This is a genomic window from Desulfurococcaceae archaeon MEX13E-LK6-19, from assembly GCA_029637525.1.
Lineage (GTDB): Archaea > Thermoproteota > Thermoprotei_A > Sulfolobales > Desulfurococcaceae > MEX13ELK6-19.
Genome location: CP072660.1, coordinates 613,941 through 638,007, shown reverse-complemented (window position 1 = coordinate 638,007; position 24,067 = coordinate 613,941). Strand labels below are relative to the sequence as shown.

The 24,067-nt window shown below is 41.5% G+C and carries 19 protein-coding genes and 1 tRNA gene; 4 read left to right on the top strand and 16 right to left on the bottom strand.

Annotation, left to right across the window (positions count from 1 at the left end):
* Positions 1 to 86: 86 nt before the first annotated feature.
* The 5 genes from J4526_03665 to J4526_03645 form a co-directional block, all read right to left on the bottom strand.
* A complete protein-coding gene (locus tag J4526_03665) occupies positions 87 to 740 on the bottom strand; it encodes a glycosyltransferase (GenBank protein ID WFO75954.1) in 654 nt (217 codons plus the stop codon).
* Positions 741 to 1,028: 288 nt separating this feature from the next.
* A complete protein-coding gene (locus tag J4526_03660; protein ID WFO75953.1) occupies positions 1,029 to 7,685 on the bottom strand; it encodes a right-handed parallel beta-helix repeat-containing protein in 6,657 nt (2,218 codons plus the stop codon).
* A 207-nt stretch (positions 7,686 to 7,892) separates the two neighbouring features.
* A complete protein-coding gene (locus tag J4526_03655; protein ID WFO75952.1) occupies positions 7,893 to 8,735 on the bottom strand; it encodes a Coenzyme F420 hydrogenase/dehydrogenase, beta subunit C-terminal domain in 843 nt (280 codons plus the stop codon).
* A 5-nt stretch (positions 8,736 to 8,740) separates the two neighbouring features.
* Positions 8,741 to 9,436, bottom strand: coding sequence for a 4Fe-4S dicluster domain-containing protein (locus J4526_03650; GenBank protein ID WFO75951.1), 696 nt, complete (start codon positions 9,434 to 9,436; stop codon positions 8,741 to 8,743).
* A 7-nt stretch (positions 9,437 to 9,443) separates the two neighbouring features.
* Positions 9,444 to 10,631: a Ni/Fe hydrogenase subunit alpha gene (locus J4526_03645; protein ID WFO75950.1), complete on the bottom strand. Its 1,188-nt coding sequence runs from the start codon at positions 10,629 to 10,631 to the stop codon at positions 9,444 to 9,446.
* Between the two features lie 196 nt (positions 10,632 to 10,827).
* On the opposite strand from J4526_03645, the gene J4526_03640 reads away from it, so the two are divergent.
* The 3 genes from J4526_03640 to J4526_03630 all read left to right on the top strand — a co-directional run bounded on the left by J4526_03640 (position 10,828) and on the right by J4526_03630 (position 13,238).
* Positions 10,828 to 11,259: a PadR family transcriptional regulator gene (locus J4526_03640; GenBank protein WFO75949.1), complete on the top strand. Its 432-nt coding sequence runs from the start codon at positions 10,828 to 10,830 to the stop codon at positions 11,257 to 11,259.
* Positions 11,260 to 11,326: 67 nt separating this feature from the next.
* Positions 11,327 to 12,118, top strand: coding sequence for a polysaccharide deacetylase (locus J4526_03635; protein WFO75948.1), 792 nt, complete (start codon positions 11,327 to 11,329; stop codon positions 12,116 to 12,118).
* A gap of 37 nt (positions 12,119 to 12,155) precedes the next feature.
* On the top strand, positions 12,156 to 13,238 hold the full coding sequence (locus J4526_03630) for an MBL fold metallo-hydrolase (GenBank protein WFO76309.1): 1,083 nt from the start codon (positions 12,156 to 12,158) through the stop codon (positions 13,236 to 13,238).
* Between the two features lie 98 nt (positions 13,239 to 13,336).
* Here J4526_03630 and J4526_03625 read toward each other — a convergent pair.
* The 6 genes from J4526_03625 to J4526_03600 all read right to left on the bottom strand — a co-directional run bounded on the left by J4526_03625 (position 13,337) and on the right by J4526_03600 (position 18,143).
* Positions 13,337 to 13,426 (bottom strand) — tRNA-Ser (locus tag J4526_03625).
* A gap of 46 nt (positions 13,427 to 13,472) precedes the next feature.
* Entirely contained in the window at positions 13,473 to 14,594 is a 1,122-nt protein-coding gene (menC, locus tag J4526_03620) for an o-succinylbenzoate synthase (protein ID WFO75947.1), read from the bottom strand.
* Positions 14,585 to 15,514 carry a hypothetical protein gene (locus tag J4526_03615; protein WFO75946.1) on the bottom strand — a complete coding sequence of 310 codons (930 nt, stop codon included), beginning with the start codon at positions 15,512 to 15,514 and terminating at the stop codon, positions 14,585 to 14,587. Before J4526_03615 ends, menC begins: the two co-directional genes overlap by 10 nt.
* Positions 15,515 to 15,635: 121 nt before the next feature.
* Positions 15,636 to 15,944: a 30S ribosomal protein S10 gene (gene rpsJ, locus J4526_03610; protein ID WFO75945.1), complete on the bottom strand. Its 309-nt coding sequence runs from the start codon at positions 15,942 to 15,944 to the stop codon at positions 15,636 to 15,638.
* Between the two features lie 103 nt (positions 15,945 to 16,047).
* Complete coding sequence (gene tuf, locus J4526_03605; protein WFO75944.1) at positions 16,048 to 17,367, bottom strand: translation elongation factor EF-1 subunit alpha; 1,320 nt, start codon at positions 17,365 to 17,367, stop codon at positions 16,048 to 16,050.
* A 182-nt stretch (positions 17,368 to 17,549) separates the two neighbouring features.
* Positions 17,550 to 18,143: a 30S ribosomal protein S7 gene (locus J4526_03600; GenBank protein WFO75943.1), complete on the bottom strand. Its 594-nt coding sequence runs from the start codon at positions 18,141 to 18,143 to the stop codon at positions 17,550 to 17,552.
* A gap of 158 nt (positions 18,144 to 18,301) precedes the next feature.
* On the opposite strand from J4526_03600, the gene J4526_03595 reads away from it, so the two are divergent.
* Positions 18,302 to 18,820 carry a bifunctional nuclease family protein gene (locus J4526_03595; GenBank protein WFO75942.1) on the top strand — a complete coding sequence of 173 codons (519 nt, stop codon included), beginning with the start codon at positions 18,302 to 18,304 and terminating at the stop codon, positions 18,818 to 18,820.
* Positions 18,821 to 18,864: 44 nt separating this feature from the next.
* Here J4526_03595 and J4526_03590 read toward each other — a convergent pair whose 3' ends face one another.
* The 5 genes from J4526_03590 to J4526_03570 form a co-directional block, all read right to left on the bottom strand.
* Positions 18,865 to 19,308 carry a 30S ribosomal protein S12 gene (locus J4526_03590; protein ID WFO75941.1) on the bottom strand — a complete coding sequence of 148 codons (444 nt, stop codon included), beginning with the start codon at positions 19,306 to 19,308 and terminating at the stop codon, positions 18,865 to 18,867.
* 74 nt (positions 19,309 to 19,382) lie between these two features.
* A complete protein-coding gene (locus J4526_03585) occupies positions 19,383 to 19,820 on the bottom strand; it encodes a NusA-like transcription termination signal-binding factor (GenBank protein WFO75940.1) in 438 nt (145 codons plus the stop codon).
* A gap of 4 nt (positions 19,821 to 19,824) precedes the next feature.
* Entirely contained in the window at positions 19,825 to 20,157 is a 333-nt protein-coding gene (locus J4526_03580) for a 50S ribosomal protein L30e (protein WFO75939.1), read from the bottom strand.
* 12 nt (positions 20,158 to 20,169) lie between these two features.
* On the bottom strand, positions 20,170 to 21,417 hold the full coding sequence (rpoA2, locus tag J4526_03575; GenBank protein WFO75938.1) for a DNA-directed RNA polymerase subunit A'': 1,248 nt from the start codon (positions 21,415 to 21,417) through the stop codon (positions 20,170 to 20,172).
* On the bottom strand, positions 21,414 to 24,062 hold the full coding sequence (locus J4526_03570; GenBank protein ID WFO75937.1) for a DNA-directed RNA polymerase subunit A': 2,649 nt from the start codon (positions 24,060 to 24,062) through the stop codon (positions 21,414 to 21,416). Before J4526_03570 ends, rpoA2 begins: the two co-directional genes overlap by 4 nt.
* Between the last annotated feature and the right edge of the window lie 5 nt (positions 24,063 to 24,067).

Below are 24,067 nucleotides of genomic sequence, written 5' to 3'. Positions count from 1 at the left end.
AACCCAAAAATTAATTCTTTTGCAGTACCTGTAAGAACAATGGAAACTGGCCGGTTTCCGATACATTGAGAATAGACTCAATATAACTACGACAATGCTAGAAGAAGTGTCTTGAGTAACGCGTACAATATTCTTATGTTAGCTCTTACACGACCTCCTATCCGTGGATTCTTCCTTCTAGGAGGCGGGTTGTAGAAGTATTCCCCGATCCTATACCCTCTCTTCTTCGCATAGACGAGCATCTCGGCACCGAAAGTCTCGCCGAACCTCGGGTTCATGTCTATGAATAGATCTCTCTTATACACCCTGTAGTTAGAGAAAATATCATGTACACCGATAATCCTACCAAGTACTCTAGAAGCTAGTCTCTCAGAGAACCTAGGCAACACTGTCCTCGATGCAACAAGAAGATCGTAGTTCTTCTCCAAGAAAACCTTAACGAGCACAGGAATCAGCTCAGGCGGGTTCTCCAAGTCCACGTCGAGTGTCACAACAATAGGGTACTTAGCTGTCCTTATACCATAGAGAAGACCCTTGGTCTGCCCTTCACGTTTCTTCAACAATGCCCGATCAGCGTATTCACGAGCCAAAACATATGTTCCATCAGGAGAATTATCATCAACAATAATTATCTCATGATCAATACCACTAAGTACTTTCCTCACACGTTCAACAAAAGGCTTAACGTAAGCCCGTTCGTTATAAGTTGTTGTAACAACAGATACTCCATACTCTACCAAGGATTGTCATCTCCCACTATACACACAGAGTATTCAACAAATATAGAATAGAAGAGAGGAAAAAAGAGTTTATTTTAAATAAACACGACATTACACAAATATTCTCTAATCACCACACAGACAACAAAAGAGCCCTTGACGATAGCCATATAAACATTGCAGACGTAAATGATCTGCAACTGTATGCTAGGGGGACTATAACCGAGGATTTTCTCATAGAACTTCCGGTTCTCTAAGGTAGTTTAGGTTTAAAAAACTAGTTTATAATGACTTCTATAAGCCACTACTCTAGAACAGTCTTTTCCTGCGTAGAAATGTTACTGCCGCGGCAATTACGAGTAACATCATTAAAGATATGGCTATCAAGGCTTCTGTACTCATTTCCTCTGGTTGAGTTGTGGTCGTGGTTGTTGACGCGGTATTGGGTTGCATCGTTGTCGTTGTCGCGGTAGTCATAGTTGTTGTAGTAGTGGTGGTCGTGGTTGTGGTAGTAGTTGGTGGTGCTACGACTATTATTGTAAGGTTCTTCTCTACGATAACCTCCTCATCAACACTATACGCTCTAAACAGTACAGTGTATTCACCAGGCTCACTTATCTCGTCAGATGACACTGTTACTGTGAATACTCCAGTCTCGTTTGGTTCTATGATTAATTGTCCTGGCTCCACAATACCTCGGCTAGACCAGCCATATATTGTCTCTACTTGTTCTCCCTTGTTCACGATAGTTATGTTGTAGACGACATCTTCTCCCTGCTCCACTACCTGAGTCTCAGAAGGCACTATACTCTCTATCTCAATAACTCTAACTACATAAACTGTTGTCGTAGCGTAAACAGTTACTGATAGAGAGCTGTTTAGAGATGATGTTATTGTTACTGCTATTGTGTAGACACCTGGTTTACTTGAAGAAAACTCTAGGCTAAACCACTTGCTTTCACCGGGAGCCAGAGATATACTCGTTGTATTTAGTACTCCTCCCTCCGACGTGATCGTATAGTTGTCAGCTATATTACCGGTATTAGTGATCTTGAATAAATGGACTATAGTCTCATTAACATGAACTGTCTTATTACTCTCTAGGGGAGTAACACTAAAGCTGGCTATAGGCTCGATCGCCTCCACGGTCAGTACAACAGTTTTGTTTACCTCGGGTTTATCAAGAGCATATATTACTACCTTGATAGTATAGAGACATGGTTCTGTGGGCGTGAATGTTATTGTGAAGACACCTGTATCGTTTGGTTCGAGATATAGCTTAGCAGGAGTAACTACCCCGTGACTTGTTATGGCATAGAACCACCATGGCTCAGTGCCATTGTTTTCTATAGTCACATTGAATTCAACTGTATCACCAACATATACTCTGGCTTCGGTAGATGGGCTGATCAGAGATATGCTGAAGTCAACTATTCTCTCTATGACGACAACATCAACATAAGTTCTATCAATATCTCCATTGGGGCCAAGCAAGCATGCTTTAACTTCAATAGTATAATTACCTGGCTCACTATTCCAGTACCATAAGTCTACTAGTCTGCTCTCAAAAGGCTCCAGTACAATAGCATTAAACATACCAGCATATCCTTCGGCACACTCCAGAATAACAAACTCGTATAACGGCCCATTATTGGTCACATTAACAACTATTCTTTCCGGCTCATCTTGTTTCGTAATGATTGTCTCATTTAAACTAGATAACGTAATGTCCCTGGAGACAACGTAGTAGTTATGTGGTTTTATTAGTGGTGCCGTATCATTGTACCCCTCTATGATGTAAGGTGTATCACCTACACCGTTACCATCAGTATCGTTTCCAGAATACCAGATCCAATAATTACCAAGTACTCCATAATACGTAGTACCATTATAGACATAGGACACATTGTATGGTGTTGTAAGCGATACATTGTCGCCATAAATTCCCACTCCACCGTAAATAGAGTTCATGTAGATTAATCCATAGCTTGTTCTGTAAAGATACATACTGTAGTAGGATGACGGGTTCGATACAGTCAAGTTGTTTCTCGATATTACGAAGTTTCTACATAACAGCAAGTATATTGATTCATATCCACCATACACTATATTATCATCAACAAGTATGTTATTGCTACTATAAGCTATAACACCACTTCTCCCAGCTGTTATATTATTAGCTACGATAGCAACATTTGTTGATTCTCTAAACTTTATTGCAGTATACAATGCTGAGATCGTATTATTGAATATGAACGTGTTATCCAATGCACTCCCGAGTATTGAATATTTTGTATCTATGAAAGAGTTCCTAATTATTATCTTCGATGTAGGGTAGTCGACGTCAATACCTATGGTGAGATTTATTATAGATACATTGTCTATATCAATAGTACCCTTTATCCTATCGATAAATATTCCTCTAGAACCAGTATACCTAACAACGCCTCTAATCGTAGTATCATGTATTCCTACATATGACTCCTCTGTGCCACCGTTAATGTAGACTCCTATAACACTACCCCTAATCTTTAGATCGCTTTTGGAAACAGTACAGTAAATACAATTACTTAACTCGATACCTGTTGACAACGCGTATATTGAAGCATTTATTATTTCTATACTACTACGCTTATTGTATTCATTGACCACTATGCCTTTGTAGCTTTTTTCTATACTAATATTACTGATGAAAACAGAGCTATCGTAGATGCTTATTCCTGTAGCTAGTGAAGACAGTCCAGCAATACTCCAAGATAGCTCGCCCATGCTAACGTTTCCTATGAATACCTTACCTGAAAACAATACAACTATTCCTGTACCAGTCTCGCCAATATCTACATTGGCTATTCTAGCCCGAGAGACATTGTAGAGAATAATCGATACAGCATCTATGTTTCTTATATCAGCTATTGTTGTATTGGCATAGTAGACTAGTTGTCTACCATTAATACTAACGTTATCAACATGGATTCTACCATAATCATACAGGTCTTCTGAATAGAACCCAAAACCGTAAGTCACGTTATCCATGACTATATCGTTGAGAAACGTGTTCTCAACATTATACAAGTACAAACCAGTACTACTATTGTATATCACCAACTCATTTACAGCAAGATCCCTTGCATATGCTATAAATATCCCTCCGGATAACCCGTTACAATACACTCCATCAAAGAACACGTTTTCTACACGACGTACATCAACAAAACCGTTTCCAACACTTGTATTCACAACTACTACTCTATCTCCATTCCTCCAATACAGCTCATTGAGAGAAGAATTCTGTATAAACAACACATCGGACGATCCTTCGATACGATCTAGCTTGGAGTCATTAATGTAGACCAACTCATTGTTAGAGAATACCGTGTCTAACCCCACTTGGGAATCCTTGATGACAAAGAGTTTCTCCGCATAGAAGTACTCTACATCCTCGACACTAAATGATGGAGGATTATACATTATCCACTTAGGCTCAATATACGTGTTGTATATAGTGACATTACTTGCTTCTTGGACGGTAATATAAACACCGTCCATGTAGGTATCTTTAACAATTATGTTTTGCACAGAATAGAACTCTACAAGACTATTCTCTACATTAACTCCACTAATGTATAGAAGACCATCACAATATTCTGCACTAACAGATGTATTGGCAAGTATCATATTCTTATAGCTTATATTGCTTGAATAAATGCTGAAAACCCATAAACTAGTAACTGAATCTGAAGTTATGTTGGTATTCTCTACTGTTACGTTTGACGAGTAAATTATATTGATGGGCTTAATGTAACCAAATTCAGCGAGAATACTGATGTTATAGTACTGGATATTACCTTCTTTCACGACTATGTTCTTGGAACCATATATGTTTACTATGGGCGAGTTCTTCGATGAATTAACGTTAGTTATCGTGACATCACTGGAATTCCGTATAATAACCATAGCATACTGGCTAGCATCATATACTCCGCCAGTAGCATTCTCGATCACGAGAATTCTTCTTCCATCCAGAGTATTCGTTGAATCAATAATGCTAGTCCCATAGTAATCCAAGAGGTTTAGTATACTGTTATTGAATATATTATTCCTCATAATGACAGCGTCTCCTAAACTAAACACTCCTGTAATGAAGCCACTCACAGTATTGTTTTCAACAATAGAATCCTCTACAATCATACCAATACCGTTTCCAATACCTTTTAATGTATTATTATAGACCACTGAATGTGTAGCAAAAATCCCTATATACCTTATATCTGCGTCAATGATATTTGATGAAATATAAAGATTTTGCGAAGAACCACTGACATAAATCACATGATGATATACTCCATGAAATACGTTTTGCTCAACGCTAATGTTGTATCCATATCTTATCTCGAGTGCTGGATACCATGAAAATATTCTATAAAGCGTGTTATTGAATACGTTTCTTCTAAATATAGTGTCTGATGTATAGTATGCATATATGTGCCCATTATATATTATATTATCTGAGAAGACTATGTTTCTGCTTCTATAAACGTATAATACATAGGTTTCCCCGTATTCCGTTCCAGTAATATTGTTTCTAGTAATACTAATATTACCATTGATACGGACGAAATAGAAACCAGTACCTATTATACTATTGTTACTTATATTGATCGTTGCATTCCATCGCCCTCTATGACTACCCATTAAGATAATGAAATACCAATATCCATAATCTATTGTATTATTTATAAGCAGTATTTCTCCGCCCTCATAGGATATAGCATGTAGCAGTGGACCATACAATAAGTTTATATCACTATTCTCTATAACAATTCTTGCCTTGGATACATAAAATATTGGCGCATACGCTTTATTAATGATATGCGTACTGTTAATGAGTACACTTGATAAGTCATACACATAGATCAAGCCATCGTAGCTACTGGGTATCGTATCAAATATTAGACTAGAATTATCGGCTACAAGCATGCTACCAGCTGATAACTGCATATATTTAAGACCGTTAACCGTGACTGTTGAATTGTCTATATTGATTACAGTATTGGCTAGTATAAGATCTGTTGTAGGATTATTTATAGTCATGTCAATATCATTAATACTTATCGTCGAGTTAACAAGTATTGCCTCAGTAGAATTACCGAAGTCAGGCACTGAAGTATTCAATCCCACAGCATAGTATATCGGGTACTCATTTATGTATACAGACGATATTGTGTGTATAAAGTATCTATAGTCTCTACCATAGATCCATAGCCTACCTCGTCCTGTTATCGATATATTAGTGAGAATGCAGTCTAGTGAATTCTTCAATACTATTCCTTTCAAGCTATTCTCTAGAACAACATCAATTACACTTACATTACTACTATTTTCAATGCTTATGTATGAGTATTTAGAACTACTTATTATATCAGTTATGACCACATGCGAGGAATTAACCACAAAGATAGAGGAACTGCGCCAATTATAGTATAATTGATCTTCTTTAATAATAACTCCACTGGAAGACCCAATGTATATGTCGCAAGCAAGTACCGATCTATGTAATGAAACATTTCTTGAGTCAATTATGTAGGCGTATCCAAACCATTCCTTGAAGAGAGTATTTTCGATAACTACGTTTTCCGAGGAATACATACTAAATTCTTCTACAGTAGTATCATTAACCACGATATTGGCTACCTTATAGAACAATAGTTGTCCTTTAATAATTGATGATACGGTACTGTTTTCTACTCCGACAAGTATTACTGCAACATATGTCTCGTTAAGAATAACTCCTGTTTTATTTACATAGTATATTATCGAGAGGTTGTTAACAGTATTTGATTCATCAATATAATTCGTATAATAATCTTCATCACTATAGCCTCTGAAATAAAATGCCTCCTCGATATCGTCTCCAGTCAAACTATTATTCCTCATATAGGCGTGAGATACTCCAATAAGAGATATGCCATACCTTACATTAGTAAATGTATTATTGACCACATGTAACCCGCTTATGTTCTTTGCATATAGTACTTCGTAGATATTTGAGGCATAAGTATTTGTAATACTAACGTTTACAGAATCATAGAGTTCATATAGTCTGTCTGTATATCCAACATCATCTATAATGATATTATCTACAACAATATTGGAAGAATCCCATAGCTCCAGGAAGTAGTTCCAATTCATCTCCTCAATATATAGCTTCTTCATGACAATATTACTGGACATAATAACGTATATGTAGTCGCTATAATAGCTTGTCAGGCCTAATGTGCTGTTATAGAATACTACATCGTCACAATAGTCAAAACCAACGACATCCCCATAACGGCTTGCTATATAGCTACTCATTATACTAACAGTAGTCGTATTGTAAACATACAATGCCTCAAATTGAGTGTATACATCTAAGCGTTCTAGACTAACATTATTGCTATCATACACATTAATTCCTTCTTCCCCACGAATACTAATATTCTCCAACATTACATTCCTAGAACCATATATTTCGACACCATATCCTCTCCCAGAGATAATAGTATCTTTTATCCATGCATGAGACACGTTATCGAAAATTATACCGCTCCCATACTCTCCGGTAGTAATGCTACAGTTTCTTATGATAAAATACTTAGTAGTATTAATAATAATTATACCCGCATCATCTCCACCATATATTCTCCATCCCTCTATAACATAAGGATCATCAATAGTACCCGAGCCACTCACAACACCATTTTCTTCAGTAAAGTTCCCATCTCCAATAATAACGATAGGTTCATGATCAGCAATACCATAAGTTTCTATGAGATCATTACTAGCGGCCAATTCATTAAAACCTTCATCAACTATAGTGTTCTCATTTCCACCTATGGCATACACGCTTGTTAATGGCGCTGCTATAGAGAGTATGACTAGTGATAACATGGCTAGAGAAGAGAATATCTTGTTACGTATGTACAATAGTTTTCCACCTATCCCATACCGCTCGTTAGTTTTAAACACTACATAATAGTTATAAAAACCTTATCATTATTTGTAAAAACAATATATGCATTTATAAAAAATTATGAACTATTTCTATACAGTTTATTTAACCTTAAACTAGTTTCTTTAACAATAAAAAGTGAAGACCAAATGATCACTGTAATGTACTATTGTAAAAAAGATCTAGAGTACAATACTCATATACTTTAGGGCCCTCATTATTTTTGCTTTAGCCTTCATCTCTATTTCCTCGATAATACTAAGTGGGGCTTTCTGTAGTTCAACATACTTTTCTTTAGATGCTTCATTGAGTATCTTGTCAGCTTCACTTGTACGCGTTATGAGGACAGTATATCCGGGATAGGTTTCGCTTGTACCTGCTGATATGTCGGAGAAAACCCCTGTATAATCATTGCATACTAGGCATCCAAGCTGCATGTATGGTAGTACGTCACGTATATGCATTTCCTTTTCAACACCACCGTGTACAACAATTATTTTGTCACCGATGATACGTATTGTCTCAATCGTATCAGGGTCTATTCCATGTATGGTCTTTAAGTAGCTTAGGAATGCTTCTGTAGCAAATGTGCCGAGACAGAACAAGCTTACAACTAGTTTTATCTTGTTACTAAAATCTGTCTCCAGCATAGGGAACATCTTCATCTGCCACAGGAACTGGGCTTGGCATGGAAGACCGACGATAGCAACCTTCTTGATATCTTCCTCGAGGAGTTTCTCCTTAAGCTTCATTGTAAATGGGAGCACACCCCATCTATCGCCAGCAGCTTCCAGTAGTTCTTCACGTGTTTTCGCAATAACTATTTCACCTGTAAACCCCTTGATTTTCTTTGCAACAACAACTCCATCGACAACACCATGTTCGAGCATGTATAGTAGTAAAGCTGTTACTGCGCCCCCGCTACCAACTCTTTTAACCCTAATATTTGGGTCAGCTGCCCTAGCAAGGTATATGGCTATATACTCTCCAAGGGGTTTATCTGGTTGTATCATAGAAGTAGCCATAGGTTTCACCTGCTAAGGAGTTTTGGTTTAGGAGCATATTTGCGGACGAGTATTTGTGTGAAACGTGGACAACGGGCACAACATGTGCCACATCTAATACACTTCTCGACAATAAGGTCGGGTTTGCCGTCGACAAAATGTAGTGCATGTGTGGGACACGAAAGTACGCAAGCACCACAACCTATGCAGAGACCTGATAAAACAATCTCGTCCATTAAATCGAATCCACTCAGCTTCCTTGCACGAGGTATGCTGGCGAATAACTGTAGGAAATAACCACGCCCCATTTTGAGAGAGTTTATGAGAGATACGAGCAGGTTTGGTGCAGGAGGACAACCAGGTATGGCATAGTCTACATCAACAACAGCCGAGATAGCTTGAAACGTCCTGTGCTCGGGCTTGGGTTCTTGTCCTCCACGACAAAACAGTGTTATACCACCGACACTAGCACAAGACCCATAGGCTATGAGGATACATGCTTTATCACGTAGTTTCTTAAGCAACTCCACTTTAACAGGATCGTTTATACAAATCGAGCCAGTTACAACAATAATGTCATATATTTTATCTAGGTCTATATTGCCTAGATGACTACTATAAACATCAACAACATTGGTGAGCTGCGGTAGAGCCCTAGTTATAGATAACGGGCAGCCTTCACAACCACCTATATCGTATACAAGTAGCTTAGGTTTCTCCAAAACCAAATCACCTCTTTACCTCGACTACATGAGTTGAACAAGGTATACATGGGTCGTATAGCCGCGGCACAATATCAGCCAGCTCTACAGGCAAGCCCTTTGATGACTCCTCTATTAATGGTATGTTGAACATTGTTGGAACAATTATTTTATAGCTGGCAACACGTCCCTCGCTATCTAGTTCAACATAGTGAATAAGAGTTCCACGTGGAGCCTCGTACACGCCTACTCCTTTTCCACGTCTATACACTATACCAATGGTTCTCACTGGTTCTCCTGGATCAATCTGTTCTAGCAGCTCTATTATTCTCTCTAGGCAAATCTCTATTTCAACAAGTCTAGCCTGCTGTAAGCCCCACAAGCTATTATCGTTGAATCCACGGTAGGTCATGAGTCTTGCCCGGGGACCGGTCTCGACAACGCCACCCTTATAGAGAGCAATAAGGCTTGTCGTGTTACGTGCTTCTTCGGGAACACCGCCACTCTTGTACTCATGGTAATGCATTGTCGTGACTTCATCTGCTCTAACGTTGTACTTGTCGCCGTAGAACAAATGTGATGCAAGAGGTTTAACCGTGATCTTCTTATCCTTGAGGATACCTACTTTATCATTAATATTCCTATAGAGCTCATCAACAAAAACACGGTATTCCTCCAAAAGCTTAATAGTCTTATTCCTTGCTTCACCTAGAACACTCTGCGAAGGAGCTTTCTCGACACCACCCACAACAATATACGGTGGATGCGTAGGTGCACCACCAATTTTAGTGAGCACGTCATTGACCGTGTTAACCATCCTAATAGCTTTGATGACCATATCAACAATTTTCTCTTTAACAACAATATCCGGCACCAACAATACTAAATGAGATAAATGACTCTGAACCCTATTTAGAAGACCTATAGTTTCCCTCAATAACCTCCCGTTGGCTGGCGGTGTAACCCCGACCGCATCCTCTATGGCTTCAGAAGCAGCTATCCCATGAGCAGCATGACATATACCGCAAATCCTCATAACAGCTTCGACAACAAACAACGGGTTTTTTCCTCTAACAAGTCTCTCGAAACCCCTGACGGGGGCTGTTGTAACGAAGAATGCTTCTTGCACAACACCATCGCTATGATAAACTATGTACTCTGCCTCACCACCTATTCTCTGTAATTCTATTTTCTTAGACAACAACCCTGCTGCCAATACCTATACCCTCATGGTACTGAATTGTTTTGCAATAAATTAAACCTATACACAAGATAGGTCGTCCTAACAAATATTTGTTCATAGACCATACTCTGTCAACATGTCCTCAGAGAATTATTATAATATAGTGTGTCACAATAAGAATTACTTAGAAACTATGAGAACCTAAATGACGGATGTATTGGTGGCTACTGTGGCTAAAAGAAAAGCGCCATTCCTAAAACTACTGATACTAGCAGTACTCGTAGTAAAGGGGAGTATGCATGGCTACGCTATATATAAGGACATAGTTTTCCACACGAAAGAAAAATGGAAACCCTCCATAGGCACGATCTACAGGATTCTCAATGAAATGAATAGAGAAGGTCTACTAGAAAAGAAGATACTGAAGTCCAGTGGCAGAAAGATATCCCAGTACACTATAACAGAGAAAGGCATGAAAGTCTTTATCGAGACAAGCAGACCCACATTAATCAAGATGTCTACTATACTTACAACATTCATCGAAGCATACAAGAAGCTTCTTGAAGAACGGGGAGAGAAGCTCAATAAAGAAGCAGTAGACAGACTCACTAAACTAAATAACGCTATAGAAAACTATTTATCACTATATAGTAATACTTAAACGCATAACCTCTATCTGTAACCACACGTATTATCTTGAAATAGTATTTCTCATAGAGGGAAAACACATGGAAATCCTGCCCAGTAGCTACAACTACATCCTATTCCTGAGCTTTGATTTCGATGCAGAGACAGCCGAGGTACTACGTGGTGCCGACCCTGTAGAGCTTAGCAAAGGAAGGTATGGTGCACGCAAGGCAATATATAAGATACTTGATTTACTCGATGAATACGGGTTGAAGGTAACATTCTTTGTTCCGGGATGGGTTGCCGAGAAATACCCTGAGGCAATAGCTGAGATTATGAAGAGAGGACATGAAGTAGCTGGACACGGTTACCTACATGAGCGCCTCGACGAGCTCAAGCCTAAGGAGAATGAGGAAGCTGTGTTCGATAAAATGGAGAAAGCAATAGCCAGCGTAACTGGTGCAAAACCATCAGGGTTCCGTGCACCATACTGGAGATGGAGCGACTCAACACTAGATATACTCGCCTCAAGAGGGTATATCTATGACAGCAGCCTCATGGACGACGATGAACCCTATGTGATTGAAAGAAACGGGACATACATAGTGGAGCTTCCAGTTGACTGGAGACTAGATGATTGGCCTTACCTAGAGCAACGTAGGAGTCTCACGCCAAGCCAACTACTTGAAATGTGGCTTGAAGAAATAGAGTACGCGTATGAGAACAAAGGCTATCTAGCGTTAACCATGCATCCACAATGCATAGGGCGTGGCGCCAGAATAAATGTGCTAAGAAAAATCATAGAGAAAGCACTTGACACAGGGGCTTGGATACCTCGCGGGATAGACTTGGCAAACCATGTACTTAGAGCCCTTGGCTTAACAACACCATAGTTTATTTCTAATTTAGGTGTAATGGATCTTGGAGAAAATGCTTGAGGAACATGGTATCCATTTAATATGGTTTGATAGTCTTGGTGCAAAGAGCTCATCTATAGCTGTCGAGACAAGCAGAGGAGTAGTTGTTATAGACCCTGGAGCAGCAGCTATGCAGCCAGGCTACCCGCTGCCAGATGAAGAAAAAATTATGCTCAGGAGGAAGGCCAAACAAGCTATCTACGAGTGGCTTAAGAAGGCTGTGATAGTGATTGTAACACACTACCATTATGACCATCACTTTGTACCAGGAGACCCCGAGTTCCCCGAGGAAAACCCTCTGGCAGGCAAAACAATCTATGCAAAGAACCCGAACAAGTATATCAACGAGAGCCAGTGGGGTAGAGCAAGAATATTTCTTGAAGCACTCTTGGGCTTCTATAATATTAGTCTAGAAAACTACTTGATAGAACCATTGGAGACAAGTTTCCCCGACCCTGTTGACGAACTGGAGATCTCTTTGAGGAGGGACTTTGGAGACTATACGAAGAGGAGACGTGAACTACTCGAGAAGGGGCGTCGATGGTTCGAAAAACTATCCAAGGAACTATGGGCTAAGAAGAAGTGGGTTACCGAGATACAGTTAAGCGATGGGACAAGGATCCTATGGGGAGAAAACAGGGTTATTGAATGCGGTGATACACGGATAAAAATCCTGGGCCCATGGTTCCATGGACTAGAATACGATAGAACAGGTTGGATAACACCAGTCATCATAGAGAAGAATAACTGGAAACTATTCTATACAAGCGATGTAATGGGCCCAATCATCGAGGACTACGCATACTACATAATCAACGAGAAACCAGACGCAATAATACTCGACGGACCACCAACATACCTATTCCCATACATGTTCAACAAAATAAACCTCAACAGAGCAATAGAAAACACCATAGAAATCATAAAATCACACCCCCAACTCATAATATACGACCACCACCTCTTAAGAGAAAAGAGATGGCGCGAAAGAGTAAAACAAGTATTCCAAGCCGCAGAAAAAGAAGGAGTGAAACTACTAACAGCAGCAGAATACCTTGGTAAAAAACCATTAATAGATACCGTTGCTTCAAAATAACTGAAGAACAATTCTTCGTTAATACAAGCTAAAGGCATCTAAGGGAAAAACTTCCGCCATGGATTGTTTCTCAAGGAGTAAAACTAACAATATTACAGTGGCGCCGGGGGCGGGACTTGAACCCGCGCGGGCTGTGCGCCCACCGGCTCTCCAGGCCGGCCCCTTGGGCCTGGCTCGGGCACCCCGGCGCGTCTCTATTGTATTTTGTTTATTCGGGTTTTAAAGGAAAACTGTTTATTTTGTTAGTTTGTATTCTAGTGTTTTCCTGGAGTACTTTTTTACTCTTTCTTCTAGGACTTCTACTCCTATTCCTGGTTTTTCCGGTACTGCTATTGTCCCGTCTTTGTTTAGTGTCCATGGTGGTTCTACTAGTTCTTCCTCGTAGTACCTCGCTGATTCCGAGATGTCGTTGGGGTACTTGACGTTTGGTAGTGTTGCTGCTGCTACTTGGAATCCTCGTCCTATTCCTGTTTCTAGCATCCCGCCTATCCATATTGGTATACCGTGCTGCATTGTATAGTCGTGGATTAGTATTGTCTCCAGCAAACCGCCTACTCGTGCAGGCTTGACGTTGACTATCCGGAAGCTCTCTAGTTTAGCGCCAGCCATTACGTCATGTAGACTTCTTATACTCTCATCTAGACACAACGGGGTCTTAATCAGTGACTGTAGTATAGAGTGTTCATAGAGGTCCTCGTAGAACAGAGGCTGCTCAACCATTAATAGATCATACTTATCAAGCTCCATGAACACGTGTTTATCAGCCAGTGTATACCCTGCGTTGGCATCCACTTGTAGAGGTATATCACCAAATTCCTTCCTAATCATTTTAACAGGCTCAACATCCCATCCAGGCTTAATCTTTATTTTAACTCTCCTATAGCCACGCTCAAGGTATTTATCGACAGCTTTGATTAAGGCATTCATGTCCCCTATGATACCAATGCTTATACCTGACTCAACACGGTTCCTGACACCACCAATAATCTTGTATAGAGGCATATTGTTCTCTTTAGCATACAGGTCCCAGAGAGCAAACTCTATCCCGGCTTTAGCCATACGATAGCCACGTATCTTCTTAACAAGCTCTGGGAAATCCACTGGTTTCTCGAGAACAGGGTTCTTCATAAGCAACGGGACTATGAATTCCTTATACACATACAGTGTTGTATCAACAGTTTCATAACTATACCATGGCCCATCGTCTACCGGTGCTTCGCCCCACCCAACAATACCTTCGTTATCCTCGACAGCTATGATAACACAATGCCTATCAATAGTCTTGCCGAAACTAGTTTCAAAAGATTCACGTAGTCTTGTTACAACATGATAAAACGTGATCTTCTTCAGCTCCATGGTAGCTCTCCTTCGAGTATTTTTTCTAGACTCCTACGCCATAAAACATAGTAGCTTCTCCTAACATTATTCTCTACAAAACTAATAAACCACGTAACAATATATCCCATTTCATTCAAGTAGTAGTTAAAGATTCTTCTAAGCTTCATCCTCCAGTCGAGAACAAGCTCGCGGCTCTTCTTTCTTATTTCATCGAGACTGCCGGGTATCTCAACAAGTACTAGGTCGCTCGAACTAGACAGGCTGTACTCTTCTATCCTTGGTATATTGTCTTCGAATACAACGTTATTGACTAGATATGCACCATGCTCTAGTAAATCGTTGAGACTAGGGTGCTTTACCTCTCCAGCAAGTACTTTCTCGACGCGTCTAGAACTAATCCACCATTCTGCTTCAAACCTATCTGATGGCATACCACGGTTTATCTCGTCTTGCAGCTCACCGTAATAATCTTCATAGAATTTCCTAACAACAACACCGAATTTACATATGTTAAAGTAGGCGTTAGCACTCTGCATAGGGTCATAAGTCCATTTTATGAGCCTATAGCCTTTCTCAAGAGCTATTTTTCTCTGAATAAGCTTCATCTCATAGCCGAGGCCTTTAAACCTATACTCTGGGACAACACCGGCTAAGTGGCTGTACACATAGATCATGCCATCCTTGTATGCTGGTACACCGTATATCACACCTACTGCTTTACCCGTGTCTTTCTCGAAAGCACCCAGGACAACACCACCATTTCTATGAGCAGCAATAATCATGTGGTATGTTACTGCTTCGCTATAGTCAGGCATACCCCATATACGGAGCTGGACGTCCATGAGTTCGCGATAGTCTCTAGTAGAATAGGGTTCGCGGATCACTATTGTTTTCCCATTATAGTTAAGCTCCTTGTATAATGTAGGGCGAGGGGGCATGGGTTCCCACTAGTGAAACAAAGAAGAGTACTTCAGCTAAAAACTATTTCTTTTAGATAACAGAAACAACTACTATAATCTAAAAGACAAATAATATTGATAGGATTTAAAACAAGACTCGTTATCTCATGAGTTCTGCTTCCATCCAGATCTCTGGGGGCACTCTTATACGGATCAACTGCTTCATTGCACGCTCGTCAGCAGCTATGTATATTATCCTCTTATGTATCCTCATTTCCCATTTCTCCCACTTCTTCCTACCCTCGCCATGGGGTAGCTTCAGTGTTGGAACGACGAGTCTCTTCGTAGGCAATGGTATTGGTCCTTTTATCTTTACACCAGTTCTCTTGGCTATATCGACTATCTTTGACACGAACTCATTGAGTTTTTCTACATCGGTACTCCATATCTTTATTCTTACCATTGACATTCTTGTTCCCCTTCCTCCTTACCAGCATCCACCATAGTCTCTTGTGTATTGGGGTTGAAAAACCATTTTGTAAAATGAAGCATGTTTAAAAACATGATTGTTTTTACTTCTTAGCTCTTATCTCGATCTTCATTGGCTTGACGTCTACTACTACACCAATACCAACAGTCTTACCCATGTCTCTCATAGCGAATCTGCCTAGTGGTGGGAACTCGCTGTACTTCTCTACAACTAGTGGCTTAATTGGCTTGAACCTTACTATAGCGGCGTCACCCTGCTTGATGAAAGCTGGGTTCTTCTCAACTACCTTACCTGTTCTTGGGTCTAGTTTGGCCTGTATTTCTAGTATTCTACAAGCAACGCTTGCTGTGTGGATGTGTACTACTGGTGTGTAGCCAGGAGCTATGGCTGTTGGATGCCATATCACGAATACACGTGCTGTGAACTCTTCTGCTACTGTTGGTGGTGTGTCTACGTGGCCTGCTACGTCTCCTCTCCTAATGTCGTTCTTGCTTACACCACGTACGTTGAATCCGATGTTGTCACCGGGCTCGGCTTTCTCGATTCTCACGTGGTGGGTCTCGATGCTACGTACTTCGCCTACAACACCTGGTGGCATGAATACTACTCTGTCACCAACCTTTAGTACACCGGTCTCTACACGACCAACAGGTACCGTACCTACACCGCTGATGGCGTAGACGTCCTGTATTGGTATTCTAAGTGGTTTGTCGATTGGCTTCGGTGGAGGCTCTAGCATGTCTAGTGCTTCTACTAGTGTTGGGCCATTGTACCATGGCATGTTGGGGCTTCTCTCGATTAAGTTGTCACCTGTCCATGCTGATACTGGTATGAATGGTATCTTGCTGACATCATAACCTAGGCTCTTGAGGAACTTGCTCATAATCTCCTTGATCTGCTCGTATCTCTTCTGGCTCCATGGTGGGTCAGTGGCGTCCATCTTGTTTACGGCAACAATTAGCTGATTGATACCCATTGTCTTGGCTAGGATGGCGTGCTCACGGGTCTGGCCCTCAGCGCTCATACCGGCCTCGAACTCACCTTTACGAGCACTGACTACTAGTAGTGCTGCGTCAGCCTGGCTGGCGCCAGTAATCATGTTCTTTACGAAGTCTCTGTGACCAGGAGCGTCGATAATTGTGAAGAAGTACTTCCTGGTCTCGAACTTTAGGTAGCTTAGAGCAATTGTTACACCACGTTCTCTCTCTTCCTTAAGCTTGTCTAGTAGCCATGCGAACTTGAAGCTCTCTTTACCCTTCTTCTTGGCCTCCTCTTCTAGTGTCTTGATTGTCTTCTCGTCGATTAGACCTAGACGATACATGATGTGTCCTACAAGAGTACTCTTACCATGGTCTACGTGCCCTATTACTACCAAGTTTAGGTGTGGTTTTTGGCTGCTCATACCCATGCACCCAGCTTAATCACTCTCACACTTTAAAGTTCGCATATAGTTAAAGGTGGAAAGTGCTTATAAAAGTTATCTACGATATACCCTTGATCAATACATGGGTTTCATGTAGTGTATACAGGATATACAGAAATGATCTTGTTTGAAGAAACCAAATATGGTATTGTAGGTGTATGCTACCTGCTGCTTAGGGCTATCCTCTCGATCTCTTCCTTCCTCTGGATAGCATAGCTCTTCGGGTCGTTGTTCGCTGCAGCAATAATCTCTTCTGCAAGAGCTTCCTCAATAGGCTTCGGGTTATTGAAGGCAGCTGCTCTAGCGCCTTCTGTCAAGTGCTTGAGCGCTAGATCAACTCTTCTCTGTGGAGAAACATCTACTGCAACGTGATACACTATACCGCCGTACATGATCCTAGTTGTCTCTTCTCTAGGAGCAGCATTCTCAATCGCACGTATGAGTACTTGTATCGGGTTCTCACCAGTCTTCAAGTAAATAAGATCGAATGCTTTCTTCACAATATTGTACGCTAAATGCTTCTTACCCATGTTACGGCCTGGTCTCATAAGCTTGTTAATAAGCCTCTCGACAATAGGTACTTCTGCTTTACCAAACCTTCTATGCTCATGTCTGCCGCCAGTGTGTGGTAGGAATACTGGTTTCAACGATATGTATCTCTTCAAACTAGGGTCACGCACAATAAGACCATCGTAACTCCATTTATTGAACAATTTTATCTCCTTAACCCTAATCACAACACTCTCCTGAGCCACTATAGACACCTTTCCTACCACTCGTGTACTAGCAATACCAACAAATTAACACTCCTAAAAACCTTACTTCCGTAATTATTGGCCATTAGCTATAATCTATATAAGATGGTTTAGAAACATGGTATAGCATAGAATTTAAGGCTAGGGGACGAAGATTATTGACTACTAAAAACCAAGGCGAAGAAAAGGATCTCGTGAAAGTCGTTGAAATAGATGCATTTATATCAATTGTTGGCGAGAACCCGATACACTACATACCAGTTATCGTGTGTAGACTAGAAGACGGGCGTGACTTCAATCTATTCTCCGTACCTCAGGACATTGTTGTCGCTATAAGGAAAATAAAAGGCTACAAAGTCGAAGATGATCGTGAGACTATATACGATATACTCTTGTCTAGCCCCGAATCCATTGAAGCAGTTAGGAAACACTTAAAGAGAGTAGTAATAGACTCGATAAACCCATTAACATACACTTACTCGGCTATAGCAGAATTTGGTGCAGACGGCGCGTTGATCAAGAGGAAAATGGTTCCAAGCCATGCGATACTACTAGCACTATTATCGGATAAACCCATTTATGTGAAAAGAGAGCTTGTCGACGAACAAGAAAGATATAGTAATGAGCTATTTCCAGACCTACCGGATAATATCGAAGACGAAGAAGATTCTGAATGAATAAACTTTTTATGGAGAGGAAACCTGCTTATTTAAAACAGTCTTTATCTAACGGGTTTCTGTTTCTTACCAAGCCATAAAGCTCTCAATGACACGCCGTTAACCATTATCACCTTGTATCTTACACCAGGAATATCGCCCATCGACCTTCCTCTTGGTCCTCCGATACCCTCAATGATGACCTCGTCGTGCTCGTCAATGTAGTTTATACCACCGTCCCATGGCACGAATGCTGTTACTACCTTACCGTTCTTTGCTAGCTGTACACGTACACACTTACGTACAGCTGAGTTTGGCTGACGGGCTTCTACAGCGACTTTCTCTAGTACAATCCCTCTTGCCATAGGTGCTCCTTCAAGTGGGTCTACTTTCCTCTTCAATCCAAGCATTCTGACCTTGAATTCTCTCTGGCTCCACCTGAACTTGAGTCTCTTTTTCCTCAGTTTCCTAGCTGCAAACAACCCGCTTGGAGCTTTCTTACCTGCCATAGCTACTCCATCCCCCTAAGCCTACCTGTATATAGCGTGTACTAGGGGTTCTTAACCTTATTGATTATTTTGTTCTAGGCTATAACCACGTTGTCTACGCCAAAATACCTTGATAAGAGTATTTTTGCTCTCGCAACATTCTTTCCGTTCTTCCCAATGGCTATACCCTTGTCAGTCGGCTCTACGCTAACATATACAGTTTTCTTCCCGGCTCTCTCGACAACACGTACATCACGTACACGCGCCGGAACAAGTGCTAGACGAGCCATGTCTTCTAGTTTATCGCTGTAACCAACAATCTCTATGTTCTTACCAAGGATTTTCCTTAGTCTCTGCACATTGATACCACGTGGACCAATAGCTTGACCTATTTCATCAGGGTTTACAACAAAAATTATTCTATTAAACTCATCGTCAATAATACAGTCCCTTACATGAACACCCGTTAGCTCATGGAGTAAAGCCATGTATCTTAGTTCTTCAGGAGTTAGTTTCACTTGTTTATTCGACAAAACATTACTTCACCTCTTTACCCTTCTCTTTAACTAGCTCAACTATACTCGATTGACCAGGATCAACTATAGCTAGAGCAGCTACACTAAATGGTTTACCACAGATAGCGCCCAACTCCATGTTTGTCCCAGGGAATTCTGCTATAGGGATATTTGATAGACGAGCATAATATGCTAGATCCTTCTTTATCTCTGGCGGTGCATTCATAGCAACTATTATTAGCTTTGCCTTACCCAGTTTAGCCAACTTTATTGTCCTTTTACTACCTAAAACAACAGTACCTGTTTTGAGAGCCATTTGGAGTTCTCTTGCATAATCAGATACACTTAAACTCATACACTACACCTCCTACTCTTCCTCCTCTTCCTCTTGTTCCTCACCAGACTTGCTTGGCTTCATGTACAGTTCAACCATACCAGTACCAACGGGTACTGGTTGCCCTATTATTACGTTTTCTGTCACACCCACCAACGGATCCACATCACCCGACATAGCCGCCTCGACGAGCTTCTGCACAGTCATTTCGAATGCTGCGCGCGCAAGCACACTGGGTTTCTCTCCAGCTACACCGTGTCTACCTACTTGTCTTACTCTACCACTCCACGTCATTATGTCGGCTATAAGCATTACGTGTCTTACATCTACATCGAGACCCTGATCCTCTAGTACATCCTTGATCTCTTTTATAATAGCTGTTCTAGCTGCCTCAATACCCAGTACTTCCTCGACCTCCTTGATGTTATTGGTGTAGACTCTCCTGTGGTCTACACCAGGTGTCCTCAGTACTTCTGCTAGAGCACTACCCTCAGCGATCAAGACATACTCCTCGACTTCCTTGCCATCGGGGGCAATAGTTCTCCTCTTCTGTATAATCACTTTATTAATACCCTTGATGCCCTTGATCCTGGCCTGCAGAATCTTTGTTCTAATACGCTCCAGCTTAGTATAGTCTGGCGGAGTCTTCCACTCAATAGTAATGACGTTGTTTTCTTCATCAACACTTATGTCACCAAGCTTTAGTTTCTCAAGAGTCTTCTTTACATCCTCTAGAGTTACACCCTTGTCTTCCATCATGCTCCTGTCGAGAACTATTGACACGCCAGCAATGGGGTCTACGTCAACCTCCTTGGCAACATTCTCTATGGTTGTGGTCTCAATTCTCCTCTGTACTTCACGCGCCTTTTCTTCACTATACCTATGTTCTTCATCAAGATAGATCTCCATTATTGCTGTGGATGGTTTCTTCCTTGCGTCAACTATCTCTATCAGACGTGGTAAACCTAGAGTGACGTTGAATTCTCTTACACCAGCATAGTGGAATGTACGTAGGGTCATCTGAGTTGAGGGTTCTCCTATACTTTGTGCAGCAACAGTACCAACAGGCTCGCCTGGATCAACAAGTGATGCCTTGTACCTACTAATGATCTCCTTGACTATTCTCTCAAGCTCATCCCATGTGAGCCCGTATTTTCTCCACGTTTCAGTAATGACTTTGACTGCTTCTTCGTACACTGATACGCTTACTTGATCACGTAAATGTTCTTCAAGATACTTCTTTAGATCTTCTTCTTTCTCTATGTACTTCCGCTCACTCATATCCTCCACCCGATAACCCTTTCGATTACTCTCTCAACTTTAACTGCTTTACCATGGTCACTCCACATTGGATCAACACCGTCGTCGCCATACTTAAACTGTACTATTTCTCCAGACGGTAGCCTAACAGTACCGTCATATTCTACTCTAAGGTCCTGTAATGCGTTCATAAGCCTTCTCTGCATGTAACCACTCTGGCTTGTACGTACAGCAGTGTCTACTAGACCCTCTCTACCGGCAGCAGCGTGGAAGAATATCTCTACGGGGCTAAGTCCTTCAGCGAAACCGTGTTTCACGAAACCACGTGCTTCTGGGCCAAGGTCACCTGGCTTGAAGTGTGGTAGCGTTCTATTCATGTAGCCTCTAACGATTCTCTTACCTCTAACTGTCTGCTGTCCGAGTAGTGCAGCCATCTGTGTTAAGTTGACTGGGTTTCCACGTGCACCAGTTCTAGCCATCACGATAACCGGGTTCTTTAGGTCAAAGTACGGGGTAATAGCTTCTGCTACATCGTCTAGAAGCTTCTTGGACAACAAGTCAATTATCTCTTCTTCAAGTGTCTCCTCAAGAGTCCTACCTGGCCTAGGCTCTAGTTCTCCACGTCTATACTTCTCGATAAGCTCGAACACCTTCTTCCTCTTCTCCTCGATAATCTCCTTGACTTTCTTCATAGCCTCTGGATGCAGTACAACGTGGTCATAGGCAAGCGTCAATCCATGTTTCTCAACATATCTTATAAACATCTTGTAGACATTGTCCATGAATTCTCTAGCAACATCTTCTCCATACTCTTTGACAAGCCAGTGCAGGAGGCTCTCTGGTTCTTCACGCCCTATACTAGCCTTGTCGAGTACTCCCTCCAGCATGATACCTTTCTTTATGATCACTATGCTATCATGTGGACAGTCTTCATCAATACACTTGAGGGCCGCGGCTTTGCCTATAGTAGCATTCCTCTTATAGTTAAGGTCTTTGGGCAGGAACAAGCTTATGAGCTGTTTACCTGTCCAGTAGGGGCCTGGCTTGAGGATTGCTGGCTCGGGGAACTCACCCTTGTAGCCAGCTACTCCGAGGAGGTCTATCACGTCTTCTTTCGTTAACAAAGTGCTCTTGGCTGTGAGGAGGAATGCTCCACTGATATAGTCTTGGAGACCGCCTATGATTGGTCCACCATATCTTGGGCTGAGGATGTGTTTCTCAACGAGCATTAGTATTCTCGCTTCTGCACGTGCCTCCTCACTCTGTGGTACATGGAGGTTCATCTCGTCTCCATCGAAGTCAGCATTGTATGGTGGGCAGACTAGTAGGTTAAGCCTGAAGGTCTTGTATGGTAGTACACGAACTATATGAGCCATAACTGATATACGGTGTAGCGATGGCTGTCTGTTGAAGAGAACCACATCACCGTCCTTGAGGTGTCTCTCGACAATAAATCCTGGCGCAAGTGATTCAGCTATAGCTTTCCTGTCAACGAATCTGAGGTCTATTCTCCTGCCATCAGGTCTTATGATATAGTTTGCTCCAGGCCACTTCTCAGGTCCATTGAGGACAAGTCTTCTAAGCTCATCAATATTCCATGGAGTGACTCTCTCGGGTACAGTAAGTACTTTAGCTACATCAATAGGTACACCGACTTCATCAATACTCAAGTTGGGGTCGGGTGATATTACTGTACGTGCTGAAAAGTCTACTCTCTTACCACTCAAGTGCCCTCTGAATCTACCCTCTTTACCCTTGAGTCTTTGTGCAATACCCTTAAGGATCTTACCGCTTCTATGGCGGGCAGGGCTTATACCTGGTACCTCGTTGTCGAAGTATGTTGCTACATGGTATTGTAGTAGGTCCCATTCCTCCTCGATTATGGCGTTCGGGGCACCGCTTTCAAGGTGTTCTCTGAGCCTATTGTTTATACGAACTATATCGACGAGCTTGTGCGTGAGATCGTCTTCGCTCCTAATACCTGTCTCCAAGAGAATTGATGGCCTAACTGCCTTCGGTGGTACTGGTAGTACTGTTAACACCATCCATTCTGGTCTGGCTTCCAGCGGGTCTCCTCCGAGAAGCCTCACGTCATCATTAGGTATTTTCTCAAGCCTGCTCCTTATGTCAATAGGTGTGAGCCTGACAACACCTTCTTCACGTTCTTCATAGAATATGTATGGTTTCTCAAGCCTGATCTTGTATTGTTTTACTCCACAATGAGGACATGTTGTTTGTTTAGCTGCTCTCCTACGGATGAACTCGATGAGCCTCTTCTTCAAATGACTTGCTCCAAGCTTGTCGAGACGTGCCATGAGGTCAAGGTATAACTGGACTTCTTTTTCATCGAGGAGAATTCGTCCACAACGGCGGCATGTGGCTTTAAGGTACATGTGTATATGTTTTACAAAAGAGACATGGATTACGGGTCTAGCGAGCTCGATATGGCCGAAATGCCCTGGACAATTATCTCTTGTATTACCACATACCGGACATACTTCACGTGGCTCGATAGCACCTAGTCTACGATCCATTATGCCTCCATCGATAGGGGCACCGTCGTTATCGTAGACTTCGGAAGTAATTATTTGTGTAACACTAATCTTCCTAATCTCCTCTGGGCTGAGAATACCGAATTTAATCGAGCTAATCCTCTTGACTGCCATAAGCA